The 15,311-nt window shown below is 65.1% G+C and carries 11 protein-coding genes and 1 tRNA gene; 3 read left to right on the top strand and 9 right to left on the bottom strand.

Annotation, left to right across the window (positions count from 1 at the left end):
• Window positions 1-86 precede the first annotated feature (86 nt).
• Window positions 87-1,766: an HTH-type transcriptional regulator SgrR gene (gene sgrR, locus JW897_RS06630; RefSeq protein ID WP_205465567.1), complete on the bottom strand. Its 1,680-nt coding sequence runs from the start codon at window positions 1,764-1,766 to the stop codon at window positions 87-89.
• Between the two features lie 89 nt (window positions 1,767-1,855).
• On the opposite strand from sgrR, the gene JW897_RS06625 reads away from it, so the two are divergent.
• Complete coding sequence (locus JW897_RS06625) at window positions 1,856-2,089, top strand: hypothetical protein (protein ID WP_205465566.1); 234 nt, start codon at window positions 1,856-1,858, stop codon at window positions 2,087-2,089.
• 8 nt (window positions 2,090-2,097) lie between these two features.
• On the opposite strand, the gene JW897_RS06620 is transcribed toward JW897_RS06625, so the two are convergent.
• From JW897_RS06620 to tgt, 8 genes are all read right to left on the bottom strand, one after another.
• Window positions 2,098-4,476 (bottom strand): chitinase C-terminal domain-containing protein, encoded by a 2,379-nt coding sequence (locus tag JW897_RS06620; RefSeq protein WP_205465565.1) that lies wholly within the window; start codon window positions 4,474-4,476, stop codon window positions 2,098-2,100.
• A gap of 366 nt (window positions 4,477-4,842) precedes the next feature.
• Complete coding sequence (locus JW897_RS06615; RefSeq protein ID WP_205465564.1) at window positions 4,843-5,664, bottom strand: MBL fold metallo-hydrolase; 822 nt, start codon at window positions 5,662-5,664, stop codon at window positions 4,843-4,845.
• A 3-nt stretch (window positions 5,665-5,667) separates the two neighbouring features.
• Window positions 5,668-7,563, bottom strand: coding sequence for a DNA mismatch repair endonuclease MutL (gene mutL / locus JW897_RS06610; RefSeq protein WP_205465563.1), 1,896 nt, complete (start codon window positions 7,561-7,563; stop codon window positions 5,668-5,670).
• 210 nt (window positions 7,564-7,773) lie between these two features.
• Entirely contained in the window at window positions 7,774-8,418 is a 645-nt protein-coding gene (locus JW897_RS06605) for a DedA family protein (RefSeq protein ID WP_048413891.1), read from the bottom strand.
• 106 nt (window positions 8,419-8,524) lie between these two features.
• Window positions 8,525-9,460 carry a protein translocase subunit SecF gene (gene secF / locus JW897_RS06600; RefSeq protein WP_048413876.1) on the bottom strand — a complete coding sequence of 312 codons (936 nt, stop codon included), beginning with the start codon at window positions 9,458-9,460 and terminating at the stop codon, window positions 8,525-8,527.
• A 9-nt stretch (window positions 9,461-9,469) separates the two neighbouring features.
• Complete coding sequence (gene secD / locus JW897_RS06595) at window positions 9,470-11,317, bottom strand: protein translocase subunit SecD (protein ID WP_205465562.1); 1,848 nt, start codon at window positions 11,315-11,317, stop codon at window positions 9,470-9,472.
• 68 nt (window positions 11,318-11,385) lie between these two features.
• A complete protein-coding gene (yajC, locus tag JW897_RS06590; protein ID WP_043633815.1) occupies window positions 11,386-11,712 on the bottom strand; it encodes a preprotein translocase subunit YajC in 327 nt (108 codons plus the stop codon).
• Window positions 11,713-11,843: 131 nt separating this feature from the next.
• On the bottom strand, window positions 11,844-12,959 hold the full coding sequence (tgt, locus tag JW897_RS06585; RefSeq protein ID WP_019103236.1) for a tRNA guanosine(34) transglycosylase Tgt: 1,116 nt from the start codon (window positions 12,957-12,959) through the stop codon (window positions 11,844-11,846).
• A 160-nt stretch (window positions 12,960-13,119) separates the two neighbouring features.
• Between tgt and JW897_RS06580 the strand changes: the two genes are divergently transcribed.
• Together JW897_RS06580 and thrS are read left to right on the top strand one after the other, a co-directional pair.
• Window positions 13,120-13,196: transfer RNA gene (locus JW897_RS06580), tRNA-Val, on the top strand.
• Between the two features lie 174 nt (window positions 13,197-13,370).
• Window positions 13,371-15,272, top strand: coding sequence for a threonine--tRNA ligase (gene thrS, locus JW897_RS06575; protein WP_048413874.1), 1,902 nt, complete (start codon window positions 13,371-13,373; stop codon window positions 15,270-15,272).
• The last annotated feature ends 39 nt before the right edge of the window (window positions 15,273-15,311 follow it).

Below are 15,311 nucleotides of genomic sequence, written 5' to 3'. Positions count from 1 at the left end.
TCACTTAAAGTATCTTTATATGAAATTATTCGATCGGAATGGGGGCCTGCGGCGGCGCCGTCCCGAGGATGAGCGTTGACAGGCGCTCAGCCGTCCTGCAGCCAGGCGGATTTGAAGTCGAACCAGCCCAGGCTGTTGAGGCGCACGCCCTGCATCTGGGCCGGGCCCTGCAGCCGCAGCCAGTTGTGAAACAGCGGCAGCATCCAGCGTTGCTGGACCACGGCGGCGGACAGGTCCTGGGCGTGGAACAGGCCCTGGCGCCAGCTCTGCTGCCATTGCGCCAGCGGCAGCGCCGGCTCCAGGCAGCGGCGCAGCAGCGGGGTGCCCAGCACCCAGGCGGCCACCGAGTATTCCGGCCGGGTGGCGAAGTTGACCGAGCCCAGCCACAAATCGGCCTCGGCCCGGCCTTGTTCCCAGTCGGCGTAGGGCAGCGCGCGGCACTCCAGCGCCACGCCGTGGGCTTGCAGGCAGCGCGCCATCGCGGCGGCGATCAATTGGTATTCCGGATGCTGTTCGTAATAGGCCAGCCGCAGCGCGCTCAGTCCGGCCGGCGGCTGCAGGTTCAGCGTGGGCTGGGCGTGGTGCCAGTTGGGCAGCAGGCCGGCGGCGGGCGCCCAATACTGGCGCACCGCCGGCGCGGTTTCGTGGATGACGGCCAGCGGCGCCAGCGCCTGAGCCAGCCAGTCGCGCAGCGCGGAGTCGTGCAAGCGCGGCGAGCGGCCGTCGGCGAGCAGGAAGTAGACGCCGGACTCCAGCGCCATTTCGGTCTGCACGCTGGGCTCGCGCGGATTGATGCGCACCTCCAGGCCGCAGACCTGGCCGTTGCCGTGTTCCAGTTGCTCGCCCAGTTCCGGCATCATCCAGATGTCCACCTGGTCCAGCAGCGCGCGATAGCCGAAGTAGTCGTCGAAGGCCTGCAGGCACAGCCGGTGCCGGGTGTTGGCGGCGACGCGGTAGGGGCCGGTGCCCACCGGGCGCGAGCCGAAGTCGGCGCGCGCGGCGTGGTCGGCCGGCAGGATCAGCGCGGCGCTGTCGGCCAGCAGCCAGGGCAGCCATTGGTCGGGCTCGCTCAGCTCCAGCGCCAGGCTGCGCGGCGACAGCGGCCGCGCCGCGATCAGGTGGGAGAACAGCGGCTGCCCGCGCAGCCGCAGCAACGAGGCCTGGACGTCGGCGACGCCGAGTTCGCCGCCGTCGTGCCAGCGCACCGCCGGGCGCAAGTGGAAATGCCATTCCAGCGCGCTTTGCTGCTTCCAGTGATGGGCGAGGTCGCCTTCCACTTCCCCTTTTTCCTCATTTATCCGGGTCAGGCCGTTGAAGATCTGGCCGACCAGGTGCCGTTCAGAGCGGCGCAGCGGCGTGCCGGGGTAGAGATTGGGCAGCGGCCGGTAATAGGGCACGCCCAGCACCTGGCGGTCCTGGCTCCAGCGCTTGCCCAGCCGCGCCAGCAGCAAGGGTGCCAGCTCGCCGCGGTCGTCGCCCAGCAAGTCCACCGCCTGCTCCACCCGGCCCTGTTCCAGCAACTGCGCGGCGCGTTCGCGCTGCAGCTGCTCCGGCGCCTGCAGGAAGCTCAGCCGTGAACGCATGCCGCGGCCGGCCTGGGCCTGCCAGGTTATCCAGCCTTGCGCCTGCATCTGCTGCAGCAGGCTGCGCATGTGGCGGCGGGTGCAGAACAGCAGGTCGGCCAGCTGCTGCAGCGAGACGGCGTCTGCCTGGCCGGCGAAGTGGCGGTGGAGTTTCTGGTATTGCTGGGCGAGCCGCGCGGACATAAGAGGAAGTTTCCTGATTAAAAGTCAGCAATTTTTATTGCCTCATATTGCGCCGACAATACTCGCATCCACAGCGGGAGTCCACAGCGATGAAAACCGATCCTACCTACTTGTTTTACCAACGTTTGCTGGACGGCAAAAAGCCGGTGTTCGGCCTGACGCCGCAGGCGGCGTTGCAACGTTTGAACGAGCTGATGCAATGGCAGCCGCCGGAGGAGGACGGCGCAAAAAAAGAGCCGGGCGAACCCGGCTTGGAAGGTGCTGAGGAGAACGAGGGAATTCAGAATCCGTTCAAGGCCTGGCGGGCCAGCGCCAGACCTTGAAGCGGTTCTCAGCGCAGATAGGGCAGGTAGGGCGCCTCGTCGCGGATGGCGTAGGTCTTGCCGCCCAGGGTAACGCTGAAGTTGCGCGGACCTGAAATCGGCAGATAGTAGACCACGGCCAGGCTGACGCTCTGACCCGGCGCCAGGGTTTGCCAAGTCGGCAGCTTGACCGACACGCGGTGGGCGTCGCCTTTCAGGCCGCCGATATTGTTGCCGCTGTGCCCGACGCTGATCACCTTGAGCCCGAAGCCGGACTGGTCGGCGAAGTTGGACGGCGCCGAGGTGGGCACGTCGAACTGGAACTCGGTGCCGCCGGGCAGGCTACTGCCGGAACGGTTGGTGATGGTCAGTTTGGGGTTGATCGGATAATTGCTGTCGCCCAGCGCGAAGCCGTCTAGCGAGAAGCCGACGTCGATGGCCGCGGTGGCGGCCGGCGCGGCGGCGGGCTTGACGCTGACGGCGGCGGGCTTGCTGAAGGCGTTGTACAGCAGGCTGGTCAGCGTGGTGCCGATGAAGTACTCGCCCTTGCCGCCGTTGCGATCCTGTCTCCAGTCGTAGTCGCCGGCCAACTCCCAGAACATCACGCCGCCGACGTTGTTGGCGTCGACCCAGGCGGCTTTCTTGGCGATGGACTGCTCATCCTCGGTGGACAGGAACACTTTCTTGCCGGCGTTCCACAGCCACGGCGCGGTCAGGGTGTCGTTGTAGAAGCGCTGGTAGCTGCCGCTGAGCTGGTTCTCCGGCTTGCTCGGGTCCAGGTAGGCGGACAGATAGCTGCCGGCCTGGTTTTTCTCCAGGTTCTTGGCGTGCCACATCGGGTTGGAGCCGGCGCCCACTTCGCGGCCCTGCTCGTCCAGGTCGTGCCACAGATTGTCTATGCCCACCGCGCCGTCGCCGCAGGTTTTCAGGCCGGTCGGGCAGTTGCTGCCCACCGAGGTGCCCCACAGGCCGTTGCCGCCGCCGTTGACGTTTTTCCAGCCGCGGGTGTAGTAGGGCACGCCGACATTGACGCGCGCCGCCGGCAGGCCGCCGCGGTAGTAGTGGTAGGACCAGTCGGTGTTCAGATAGCCGATGCCGCCGTATTGCGCGGTGGTGTAGACGCTCCAGCGCGCCAGTTCGGCGTCCTTGCCGTCGTCGTACAGCGCGGCGTTGGGGCCGACGAACTCGTTCCAGGCGCCGTGCAGGTCGTAGGACATCACGTTGACGAAGTCGAAGTTGCGCAGGCTCTGGAAGGCTTCCATGCCGCGCAGCAGATAGCCGGAGGCCGGCACCGCGGCGGTGAGCTGGTAGTAGCGGCCGTCCTGGGCGGCGGCGCGGTCCAGCCGTTCGCGCAGCGTCCGGGTCAGCGCGTTGAAGCCCTTGTTCAGCGAGCCGCGGCGGGCGTTGGCGACGCTCCAGTCCAGCGGATTGCCGGAGTCGTTCATCGAGGTCGGGTATTCGAAGTCGATGTCCACGCCGTCGAAGCCGTATTTGCGCAGGAAGGCGACGGCGGAATCGGCGAAGGCGTCGATGCCTGCCTGGTTGACGCTGCCGTCGGCGTTGATGGTCATGCTGTAGAAGCCGCCGCTGTTGACGCGCTTGCCGTCGGCGCCGAAATAGCCGCCGGTTTCGGCCCAGCCGCCCACCGAGACCAGGGTTTTGACGCCCGGGTATTTGCGCTTGTACTGGGTCAGCAGATTGAAGTGGCCCTTGTAGGGCAGGCTGGCGTCCATCTCCGCGCCGGGCACGCCCGGCCAGCTCATGTCGGTGGCCGGGTTGCCGGGGTTGTTCTCGCCCACCGACAAGCGGTTGTTGCCGTCCACGTGGGCGAAGGCGTAGTTGATGTGGGTGAGCTTGCCCCAGGGGATGTCGCTGGCGAGGTAGGCCGGCTGGCCGTTCTTGCCGGTGCGCCAGCTGGTGAAGTAGCCGATCAGCCGCTTGCGGCTGCCGTTGGCCAGTTGCTCGGCGCCGCCTTTCTGGTAGGCGGCGCAATACGGCACGTCGACGCCGTCGGTGCGCGCCAGCCCTTCCGGCCGGCACAGCGCGTTGCCGGTGGGCGGCGGCACTTGCACCAGCGGCGGCTCGGTCGGATTGCCGCCGCCGCCGTCGCACTGGCCTATCAGTTTCCACGGACTGGCGTCGCCGGCGGAGGGGGTGTTGCCCTGGGTCCACCACTTGGCTTCCCAGGTCTGGCCTTGGTAGCTGACGCGTTGGCCGCCGGTGTAGATCGAGGCGGCGCTCCAGGCCGGATCGGCGCAGCTGGCGGCCGCGGTCTTGATCAGGCCGTCGCGCGCGGCGGACGCCGGCGCCTTGGCGGCGGTGGGGGCGTGCTGGGCGGCCAGCAGCGCGGCGCCGGCCACGGCGGTGCCGGCCAGGCCGGTTTTCAGCAGCAGTAAGGCTTTGCTCACAGTCCATCTCCTTCTTGGAAAAAGGCGGGGCGAAAGGCCGGCGCGGCGCGCCGACTTGTATTTAAGTTGTATTAAAGTTGTATGTAAGTGGTATTGGACCTAAGCATGTGCAGGGAAGGACTAAGCGCACACCTGTTCTTTTTTTCAGGTGTATTCGCCTTGTTTTTTGCTAGCGATGGGTCGCGGACGAGCGCGCCGGCGGCGTCGGACCGGGCAAAGCGCCGCGGGGGCTGCGCTTGCGCTGTCTGGGGCTTTGGGAGGGGGAAGCGGCTGCTGCGAGAATGCTGCAATGCGGCGCGGCGGCCGTGAATAATGGCGAAGCGGACGAACTGTCGTTTTTTCGCGGCAGGAACTGTCGAAACCGGTTTAGTCGAAGCTCAGTTGACTGCCGGCGGCGATGGGGTGCTGGCGCGCCAGCGCGTGGCGGGCGTAGCCGGTGCAGTGGCAGGCGAACAGGTGTTCCGGCGCCAACTGCTGGAAGTAGCGGCGGGTCCGCCAGACGCGCCACGGCGCCGCGCTGCGCAGATGAAAGCCGCCTATCACCGCGTGGACGCGTGGCTCGGCGCAGACTTCGCGCGCGTAGTCGACGATGTGGCGGATGCCGGAATGGGCGCAGCCGCTGAAGATGATCAGGCCTTGCTCGCCGCGGCGGACCAGCGCCGAGTCGTCGGCCACCGGGTCCGGCCGGCTGCCGCGCGCGTCGACGAGGCGGCCCAGCGCGCCGCGCCCTTCGGCGTGGCGCAGCCGCGGAATCTGGCCGAGGAAGACGTAGCGGTCGGCGAAGGCGTGCGGACGGGCGTGCAGCTGCAGCTCGAAACTGGCTTGCAGATCGGGCTCGGCCAGCGGCGAGCCCAGCTTGCGCAGCGTGAACGGCCCCAGCCGCGCTTCGCGGCGGCGGAAGGCCTCGGGGTGGGCCAGCAGCGGCAGCGGCGGCGCCGCGCGTTCGCGCAGCAAGCGGCTCAAGGCCGGCAGGCCGCCGCTGTGGTCGTAATGGCCGTGGGACAGCACCACCTGGCTCAGCGTGGCGAGATCGACGCCCAGCTGGCTGGCGTTGCGCAGCAGCGCGTCGCTGCGGCCGGTGTCGAACAGGATGCGGTGCGGGCCGTCTTCGATCAGCAGCGCCAGGCCGGGCTCGGCGATCAAGTCCGGCCGCAGGCTGTGGTTTTCCGCCAGCACGGTGACGCGCATCGTTTATTGGCCGCGCATGAACAGCTTGTCCAGCTCGCGCATCGACAGCCGGGTCCAGGTGGGGCGGCCGTGATTGCACTGGCCGGAGCGTTCGGTGGCTTCCATGTCGCGCAGCAGCGCGTTCATCTCCGGCAGCGTCAGCTGGCGGTTGGCGCGCACCGCGCCGTGGCAGGCCATGGTGGCCAGGAGCTCGTTGCGGCGCTCGGTCAGCACCTGGCTGAGGCCGAATTCGCGCACGTCCTTCAGCACCGCGCGCGCCAGGTCCACCGGGTTGCCGTCCTTCAGCCACACCGGCACGCCGCGCACGGCGATCTGGGTGGGCGACAGCGGCGCCAGTTCTATGCCCAGCCGCTTCATCTCCTCGCCGTGCTCGTGGGCGGTGGCCACTTCCATGCGGTCGGCGGCGAAGGACACCGGCAGCAGCAAGGGCTGCATCGGGATGGTGTCGGCTTCCAGCGCGGTTTTCAGTTGCTCGTAGACGATGCGTTCGTGGGCGGCGTGCATGTCCACCAGGATCAGTCCGTCCTCGCACTGGCTGAGGATGTAGACGCCGTGCAGCTGCGCCAGCGCGAAGCCCAGCGGCGGAACGCCGTCGGCGCTTTGCGGCAGCGCGGCGACGCGCTGAGGCGGCAGGCTGTATTCGACGGGCGCCGGCGCGGCGGCCTGGGCGCGTTCTTCCTCGCGCAGGCCGCCGAACAGCTTGTCGTAGATGCCGGTGGCTTCCCTGGCCACGTGCAGCGGCATCGCCTGCTGCTGGTAGCGGAAGCCGGCTGGCGACCCGCCGCCGCCGGCGGACGGCGCGGCGGGGCGGCTGAACGGTTTGTCGAACAGCGGCGCCGATTCGCCTTGGGACAGCGCCGGAGAGGCCGCCGCGTCGGCGTCGGCGATCTGAACCGTGGGCGCGGCGCCGGCGGTGGTGCCGGCCAGCGCCTTGTGCACGCTGTGGAACAGGAACTGGTGGATGGCCTGCGATTCGCGGAAGCGCACTTCTATCTTGGTCGGGTGCACGTTGACGTCGACGCCGGACGGCTCCATGGTCAGGAACAGCGCGTAGGCCGGGTGGCGCTCGTGGTGCAGCACGTCGCGATAGGCCTGGCGCAGCGCGTGCAGCGCGGTCTTGTCGCGGACGAAGCGGCCGTTGACGTAGAAGTACTGGGCGTCGCGGCTGGCCTTGGAATAGGTGGGGGAGGCGACGAAGCCGCTGAGCGTCAGCGGGCCGGCGGCGGTGTCGATCTCGATGGCGGCGGCGACGAAGTCCTTGCCCAGCATCGCGGCCACGCGTTCGGCCAGGCTCTGCGCCGGCAGGCGCCAGATCACCTTGCCGTTGTGGCGCAGCATGAATTCCACGTGCGGGTGCGCCAGCGCGATGCGTTCGAACACCGCCTCGCAATGCGCGTATTCGGTATTTTCGCTTTTGAGGAATTTACGCCGCGCCGGGGTGTTGAAATAGATGTCCACCACTTCGACGCTGGTGCCGTGCGCGTGGGCGGCCGGCTCCACCGGGTGCAGCGCGCCGTCGATGGCGATGACTTGATGGGCGTGTTCGGCGTCCGGCGGCCGGCTGACCAGGGTCAGCCGCGACACCGAGGCGATGCTGGCGAGACCCTCGCCGCGAAAACCCAGGGTGGCGACGTTTTCCAGATCGTCCAGCGAGGCGATTTTGCTGGTGGCGTGGCGGTCCAGCGCCAGCGCCAGGTCATCCGCGGCGATGCCGCCGCCGTTGTCGGTGACGCGCAGCAGCTTGATGCCGCCCTGGGCCAGGTCCACCGTAACCTTGGTGGCGCCGGCGTCCAGGCTGTTTTCCAGTATTTCCTTGAGCGCGGAGGCGGGGCGTTCCACCACTTCGCCGGCGGCGATCTGGTTGACGAGGTGGTCGGGCAGGCGTTGGATGCGTTTCATGGGCGGCATTGGGCGTGATGTCAAAGCAAAAGGCCGCGCGAAGAACCTGTGCAAAGTCTGCTGCGCTTCGGCGATACGGCGTTGAAATCGTCTTCAGAATGCTCATGCACCGTCTGTACACTCCGCTTCTTCAGCCGTTTTCGCCTTGTCTCGCCTTGGCTCGCGAGACTTTGAACAGGTCTTGGGCGGCCTTGTCGATTCTACTACGGATCAGCCGCGGGCGGCCGCGCGCTTGTGGCGCCAGATTTCGATCAGGCCCGGCAGGAAGGATACCAGGATGATGCCGAAGATCAGCAATTCCAGGTTCTTGCGCACGAAGGGCAGGTTGCCGAAGAAGTAGCCTGCGTAAGTGAAGCCGACCACCCAGGCGATGGCGCCCACCACGTTGTAGCGCAGGAACTGCGGGTAGTGCATCTTGCCGATGCCGGCGACGAAGGGCGCGAAGGTGCGCACGATGGGCACGAAGCGGGCGAAGATGATGGTCTTGCCGCCGTGGCGTTCGTAGAAGGCGTGGGTCCGGTCCAGATATTGCGGCTTCAGGATGCGCGGAAACTTGTCGAACAGCTTCATGCCGACGTTGCGGCCGATGGCGTAGTTGGTCGCGTCGCCGAGAATGGCGGCGACGATCAGGAGCAGCACCAGCAAGTGCGGGTTCATCTGGCCCATGGCCGCCAGCGCGCCGGCGACGAACAGCAGCGAGTCGCCGGGCAGGAAGGGGGTGACCACCAGCCCTGTTTCGCAGAACACGATCAGAAACAGGATGGCGTAGATCCAGAGGCCGTAGGCGGCCACCAGCTGGGACAGATGAGTGTCGATGTGCAGGATGAAGTCGATCAGAAAAGTGATGGCTTCCATGATGTCGTTGCGCTCGGTCTGGGGGTACTTGGGTTGGAAGTAGCGCTGGCCGGACAAGCCGGCCAGCCATCAGAACCTTTTCAATGAGGCTCTATGCGGGAAATGGTCAGACGACCGCTTCCTCTTTTGGTTTCACCGGTTTGATCATGTGCTCGCGCTTCACGCCCAGCCACAGGGCGATGGGGCTGGCGACCAGCACCGACGAGTAGATGCCGAACACGATGCCGATGGTCAGCGCCATGGCGAAGCCGTGCAGCGCCGGGCCGCCGAACAGCAGCATGGACACCACCATCATCTCGGTGGAGAAGTGGGTGATGATGGTGCGGCTCATCGTGGCGGTGATGGCGTTGTCGATGACCTCGGCCACGCTGTGGCCCTTCATGCCCGGCTTGCGGAAGTTCTCGCGAATCCGGTCGAACACCACCACCGATTCGTTGACCGAGTAGCCCAGCACCGCCAGGATGCCGGCCAGCACGGTCAGCGAAAACTCCCAGCGGAAGAAGGCGAAGCAACCGAGGATGATCACCACGTCGTGCATGTTGGCGATGATGGCCGCGATGGCGAAGCGCCATTCAAAGCGGATGGCCAGGTAGATCATGATGCCCACGCACACCAGGATGGTGGCGGTCAGGCCATGGGTCACCAGCTCCTCGCCCACGCTGGGGCCGACGAAGTCCACCTTGCGCAGCTGCACGCCGCTGTCGCCGGCCTTGAGCATGGCCATCACTTTTTCCGACAGCTGGGCGGAGGTGACGCCCGGCTTGTTGGGCAGGCGTATCATCACGTCGCGGCTGCTGCCCAGGCTCTGCACGGTGGATTCGCCCAGCTTCAGCTCGTCCACCTTGTCGCGGATGGCGCCAAGGTCGGCGGACTGCTGGTACTGCACTTCCAGCACGGTGCCGCCGGTGAACTCGACGCTGTAGTTCAGGCCGCGGGTGGCCAGGAAGAAGATGGCCAGGAGGAAGGTCACCAGCGAGATGGTCGTGGTGAGCCGGCCGTAGCTCATGAACGGGATGTCCCGTTTGATGCGGAAAAGCTCCATGTCCGGTCCTTATCCTTTGTTTTCCGGTTTCCACACCTGGCCGATGGCCAGCGTGGTCAGTTTGCGGCGGCGGCCGTACCACAGGTTGACCAGGCTGCGGGAAATCACCACCGCGGAGAACATCGAGGTCAGGATGCCCAGGCTGTGAACCACGGCGAAGCCGCGCACCGCGCCGGAACCGAAGATCAGCAGCGCGAGGCCGGCGATCAGCGTGGTGACGTTGGAGTCCAGAATGGTGTGCCAGGCGTGGGTGTAGCCGGCCTGGATCGCCGAGTGCGGCGGCACGCCGTTGCGCAGTTCCTCGCGGATGCGCTCGTTGATCAGCACGTTGGCGTCGATGGCCATGCCCAGCGCCAGCGCGATGGCGGCGATGCCGGGCAGGGTCAGCGTGGCCTGGATCATCGACAACAGCGCCAGCAGCAGGAACACGTTGATCGCCAGCGACAGCGCGGAGAACACGCCGAACATGCCGTAGTACAGGATCATGAAGGTGGCGATGGCGGCGAAGCCCCACAGCGTGGCGTGGAAGCCCTTCTCGATGTTTTCCTGACCCAGGCTGGGACCGACGGTGCGCTCTTCGACGATGTTCATCGGCGCGGCCAGCGAACCGGCGCGCAACAGCAGCGCGGTGTCGTTGGCTTCGGCCGGGTTCATGCTGCCGGAGATCTGCACGCGGCCGCCGCCGATTTCGGAGCGGATCACCGGCGCGGTGACCACTTCGGCGCGGCCTTTTTCCACCAGCACCATTGCCATGCGGCGGCCGATGTTCTCGGCGGTCACCTGGCGGAAGATGGAGGCGCCGGTGGCGTCCAGATTGATGTGGACGGCGGGCGCGCCGTTCTCGTCGAAGCCGGCCTGAGCGTCGTTGATATTGTCGCCGGTCAGCTCCACGTCCTTGCGCACCAGGATCTTCTGCACGCCGCGGGAAGAGGCTTCGTCCAGCAGCTCGTAGCCGGCGGGCACGTTGCCGGCCATCGCGTCGGCCATCTTGCTCGGATCGTCCTCCACCATGCGCACTTCCAGCGTGGCGGTGCGGCCGATGATGTCCTTGGCGCGGGCGGTGTCCTGGATGCCGGGCAGCTGCACCACGATGCGGTTGGGGCCGTTCTGCTGAATGATGGGCTCGGAAGTGCCCAGTTCGTTGACGCGGTTATGCAGGGTGGTGATGTTCTGTTTGACCGCGTCGCCCTGGATCTTGGTGATCTCTTCCGGCTTCAGGGTCAGCGTCAGCCGGTAGTTGCTGTCGTCGCTCTTGACGGTGAGCGAGGGCAGGCTGCGGTAGACCACGTCCTGGGTGGATTTCAGCGTTTCGGCGTCGCGCAGCTGCACTTCCAGAGTGTTGCCGTTGCGCTTGATCGCGCCGTAGCGGACTTTCTTGTTCTTCAGCTCGCGGCGCAGGTCGCCGGCGTAGCGTTCCATCGTCTTGTCGATGGCGGCCTTCATGTCCACTTCCAGCAGGAAGTGCACGCCGCCGCGCAGGTCGAGGCCGAGGAACATCGGGTGCGCCTTCAGGCTGGTCAGCCAGGCGGGGGAGGCGGACAGCAGGTTCAGCGCGATGATGTAGTTGTCGCCCAGCGCGTGCTGGATGGCGTCGCGCGCCTTCAACTGGGTGTCGGCGTCCTTGAAGCGGACTCGCAGGCTGGTGCCGTCAAGGAACAGGCCGTCGGGAGAGATGTTCTGCGCCTTCAGCGCCTCTTCCACGCGCGTCATCACGGCGGTGTCCACCGGAATGGATTGGCGCGAGCTGGAGACCTGGACCGCGGGAGTCTCGCCGTAGAAATTGGGCAGCGTGTAGATCGCGGAAAGGATCAGGGCCACCGCAATGACGAGGTATTTCCAAAGAGGGTAGCGGTTCATGTTTTAGTTCGGGAAAAGAAAATGAACCGGCCACCGGCAGCGCGCTGCGGTGGCCGTCGGCCGAGTCCTTACAGGGACTTCAGCGTGCCTTTTTCCAGCTTGGCGGAAACCGAGCCGCGCTGAACGGTGATTTCCACGCCGTTGGCGATTTCCAGCGTCAGGAATTGTTCGCCGATCTTGGCCACGCGGCCTACGATGCCGCCTTGGGTGGCGACTTCATCGCCCTTCTGGATTTCCGACAGCATCTTCTGATGCTCTTTCATGCGCTTCTGCTGCGGGCGCACCATCAGGAACCAGAACAGCACGAAGATGGCGATCATAGGCAGGAAGCCCATCAGGTCGAAACCTCCTACTGCGGCGCCGGTGTTGGCGAAGGCGGGGCTGATAAAGGACATCAAACTACTCCCTTAGATTATGTATTGTTATGGCTGGTCAAAATAAACGGACCATTGTAGCCATGCTGGTCCGCTTTTTCCAATGCTTGCAACGGTCAGGCCTGTGACAGGCCAACCGCGCAGGTGGTTCCTCAGTTGACGCCGCGGGCGCGCTTGGCGGCGAACTCCAGGCGGAAGTCCTCGAAACGGTCTTCCTCGATGGCGCGGCGCATCTGGCGCATCAACTCCTGGTAATAGTGCAGGTTGTGGATGGTGTTGAGGCGGGCGCCCAGAATCTCGCCGACGCGATGCAGGTGATGCAGGTAGGCGCGGCTGAAGTTGCGGCAGGCGTAGCACTCGCATTCCTCGTCCAGCGGGCGCTTGTCGTCCTTGTAGCGCGCGTTCTTGATCTTGACGTCGCCCCACTGGGTGAAGATCCAGCCGTTGCGCGCGTTGCGCGTCGGCATCACGCAATCGAACATGTCCACGCCGTTGGCCACACCGTGCACCAGGTCTTCCGGCGTGCCCACGCCCATCAGGTAATGCGGCTTCTCCGCCGGCAGCATGTCCTTCAGCTCGGTCAGCATTCGGTACATTTCCGGCTTGGGCTCGCCCACCGACAGGCCGCCGATGGCGATGCCGTCGAAGCCGACCTGCATCAGGCCCTCCAGCGATTCCTGGCGCAAATCGGTATAAAGGTTGCCCTGCACGATGCCGAACAGCGCATTGGGGTTTTTCAGGTCGTCGAAGGCGCGGCGCGAGCGTTCGGCCCAGCGCAAGCTCATCTGCAGCGACTTCTGCGCGGTGGCGTGGTCCACCTGGCCCGGCGTGCACTCGTCCAGCTGCATCACGATGTCGGAGTTGAGCACGGTCTGGATCTTCATCGAGATCTCCGGGCTCAGGAACAGCTTGTCGCCGTTGATCGGGCTTTGGAAGGTGCAGCCTTCCTCGGTCAGCTTGCGCATGTCGGACAGGCTGAACACCTGGAAGCCGCCGGAATCGGTGAGGATGGGCTTGTCCCAGCCGATGAACTCGTGCAGGCCGCCGAACTGCTCGACGATCTCCAGGCCCGGGCGCAGCCACAGGTGGAAAGTGTTGCCCAGGATGATCTGAGCGCCGATGTCGTTCAGCTCGACCGGGCTCATCGCCTTGACCGAGCCGTAAGTGCCCACCGGTTGGAACACCGGCGTCTCCACGGTGCCGTGGTTCAGCTCCAGCGTGCCGCGCCGCGCGCCGCCGGAGGTTTTGTGTACGGTAAACTTCAGCATGATTCGGGGATTGCTCTGGTATGTTTGTTTAGCAAAATCAGCCGGCTAGTATACCGTAAGCCGCGCCCGCTGGGGCTTTGTCGCAGTTTTCCCTTGGCGATGGATGAAAAAAACGCTTGCCAAGAAGGGCGGGCTTGTTTAGTATTCGCAGCTCGACGACAGGCACGTAGCTCAGCTGGTTAGAGCACCACCTTGACATGGTGGGGGTCGTTGGTTCGAGTCCAATCGTGCCTACCAAAATTCAAACGCATGGAGCGTTACAAGTGTACAACTTGCGAACTACCACAACCCGACATACTCACGCTAGCTGAGCCTTGCGGGTTGTTCCATGCAAAAAAAGTGCGGCTCAGGCCGCACTTTTTTTTTATCTTTCGGTTTCTAAAATTTCTCTCTCGCCTCGTTGGAGTTGACATGCCAGACATTCGCTTGCCGGACGGCTCGATCCGTTCGTTCGATAAACCGGTAACGGTTCATGAAGTGGCCGCATCCATCGGCGCCGGGCTGGCTCGCGCGGCGCTGGCCGGCCGCGTGGACGGCGCGCTGGTGGACACCTCTTACACCATCGATCGCAACGCCGACCTGGCCATCATCACCGACAAGGACGCGGACGGCCTGTCCATTATTCGTCACTCCACCGCCCACTTGCTGGCCTACGCGGTGAAGGAGCTGTTCCCGGAAGCCCAGGTCACCATCGGGCCCGAGATCGAAAACGGCTTCTACTACGACTTCGCCTACAAGCGCCCGTTCACGCCGGAAGACCTGGTGGCGATCGAGAAGAAAATGGCCGAGCTGGCGAAGAAGGACATCCCGGTGGAGCGTTACGAGCTGCCGCGCGACGAGGCCGTCGCTTACTTCAAGAGCATAGGCGAGGCCTACAAGGCCGAGATCATCGAATCCATCCCGCAGGGCGAGGTGCTGAGCCTGTACCGCGAGGGCGAATTCACCGACCTGTGCCGCGGCCCCCACGTGCCGTCCACCGGCAAGCTCAAGGTGTTCAAGCTGATGAAGGTGGCCGGCGCTTACTGGCGCGGCGACAGCAAGAATGAAATGCTGCAGCGCGTTTACGGCACCGCCTGGGCCAAGAAGGAAGACCTGGACGCCTACCTCTATATGCTGGAAGAGGCGGAAAAGCGCGACCATCGCAAGCTGGGCGTGCAGCTGGACCTGTTCCACCTGCAGGACGAGGCGCCGGGGATGGTGTTCTGGCATCCCAAGGGCTGGCAGCTGTGGCAGAGCGTCGAGCAGTACATGCGCGACAAGCTGAACCGCGAAGGCTATAAGGAAATCCGCACCCCGATGATGATGGACGCCCATCTGTGGGAGCGTTCCGGCCACGCCGCCAACTACCGCGAGAACATGTTCATCACCGAATCGGAAAAGCGCGACTACGCGGTCAAGCCGATGAACTGCCCGGGCCATGTGCAAGTGTTCAACAGCGGTCTGCGTTCCTATCGCGATCTGCCGCTGCGCTACGCCGAATTCGGCTCCTGCCATCGCAACGAGCCGTCCGGCGCGCTGCACGGCATCATGCGCGTGCGCGGCTTCGTGCAGGACGACGGCCACATTTTCTGTACCGAAGACCAGATCAACCAGGAGGCCAAGGATTTCCACCGCCTGGTGATGGAAGTCTACGACCGTTTCGGCTTCGACAAGGTGTCGATCAAGCTGGCGCTGCGTCCGGAAAAACGCATCGGCGAAGAATCCACCTGGGACAAGGCCGAAGAAGGCATGCGCGAAGCGCTGCGCGCCTGCGGCGTGGAGTGGGAAGAGCTGCCGGGCGAGGGCGCGTTCTACGGCCCCAAGATCGAATACCACATCAAGGACGCGCTGGGCCGCTCCTGGCAGTGCGGCACCCTGCAGCTGGACTTCATGCTGCCGGAGCGCCTGGACGCCGAATACGTGGCCGACGACAATAGCCGCAAGCGCCCGGTGATGCTGCACCGCGCGGCGCTGGGTTCGCTGGAGCGCTTCCTCGGCATTCTGATCGAAAACCACGCCGGCGCCTTCCCCTTGTGGCTGGCTCCGGTGCAGATGGTGGTGATGAATATCACCGAAGCGCAGGCCGAATACGCGGCCGATGTGGCCGCCAAGCTGCGCGAACAAGGCTTCCGCGTCGATCTTGACTTGAGAAACGAGAAGATCGGCTATAAAATTCGCGAGCACAGTCTGCAAAAGTTGCCGTATCAGATCATCGTCGGCGACAAAGAGAAGGCTGGCGAGTTGGTTGCCGTTCGCTCCCGCGGGGAAGACCTGGGGCAGCTTACGCTGGATGCGCTGATCGCGCGCCTCAAGGCTGAGATGCCTGAGGCCTGATTCCGGCGGCGGCAGGCATTAAGTTTAGATTAATAGGAG

Origin of the sequence: Chromobacterium alkanivorans, from assembly GCF_016937655.1 — a bacterium.
In the GTDB taxonomy this organism is placed as follows: Bacteria; Pseudomonadota; Gammaproteobacteria; order Burkholderiales; family Chromobacteriaceae; genus Chromobacterium; species Chromobacterium alkanivorans.
Note: the sequence above shows the minus strand (reverse complement) of the source record. Positions and strands in the feature narration are given on the sequence as shown.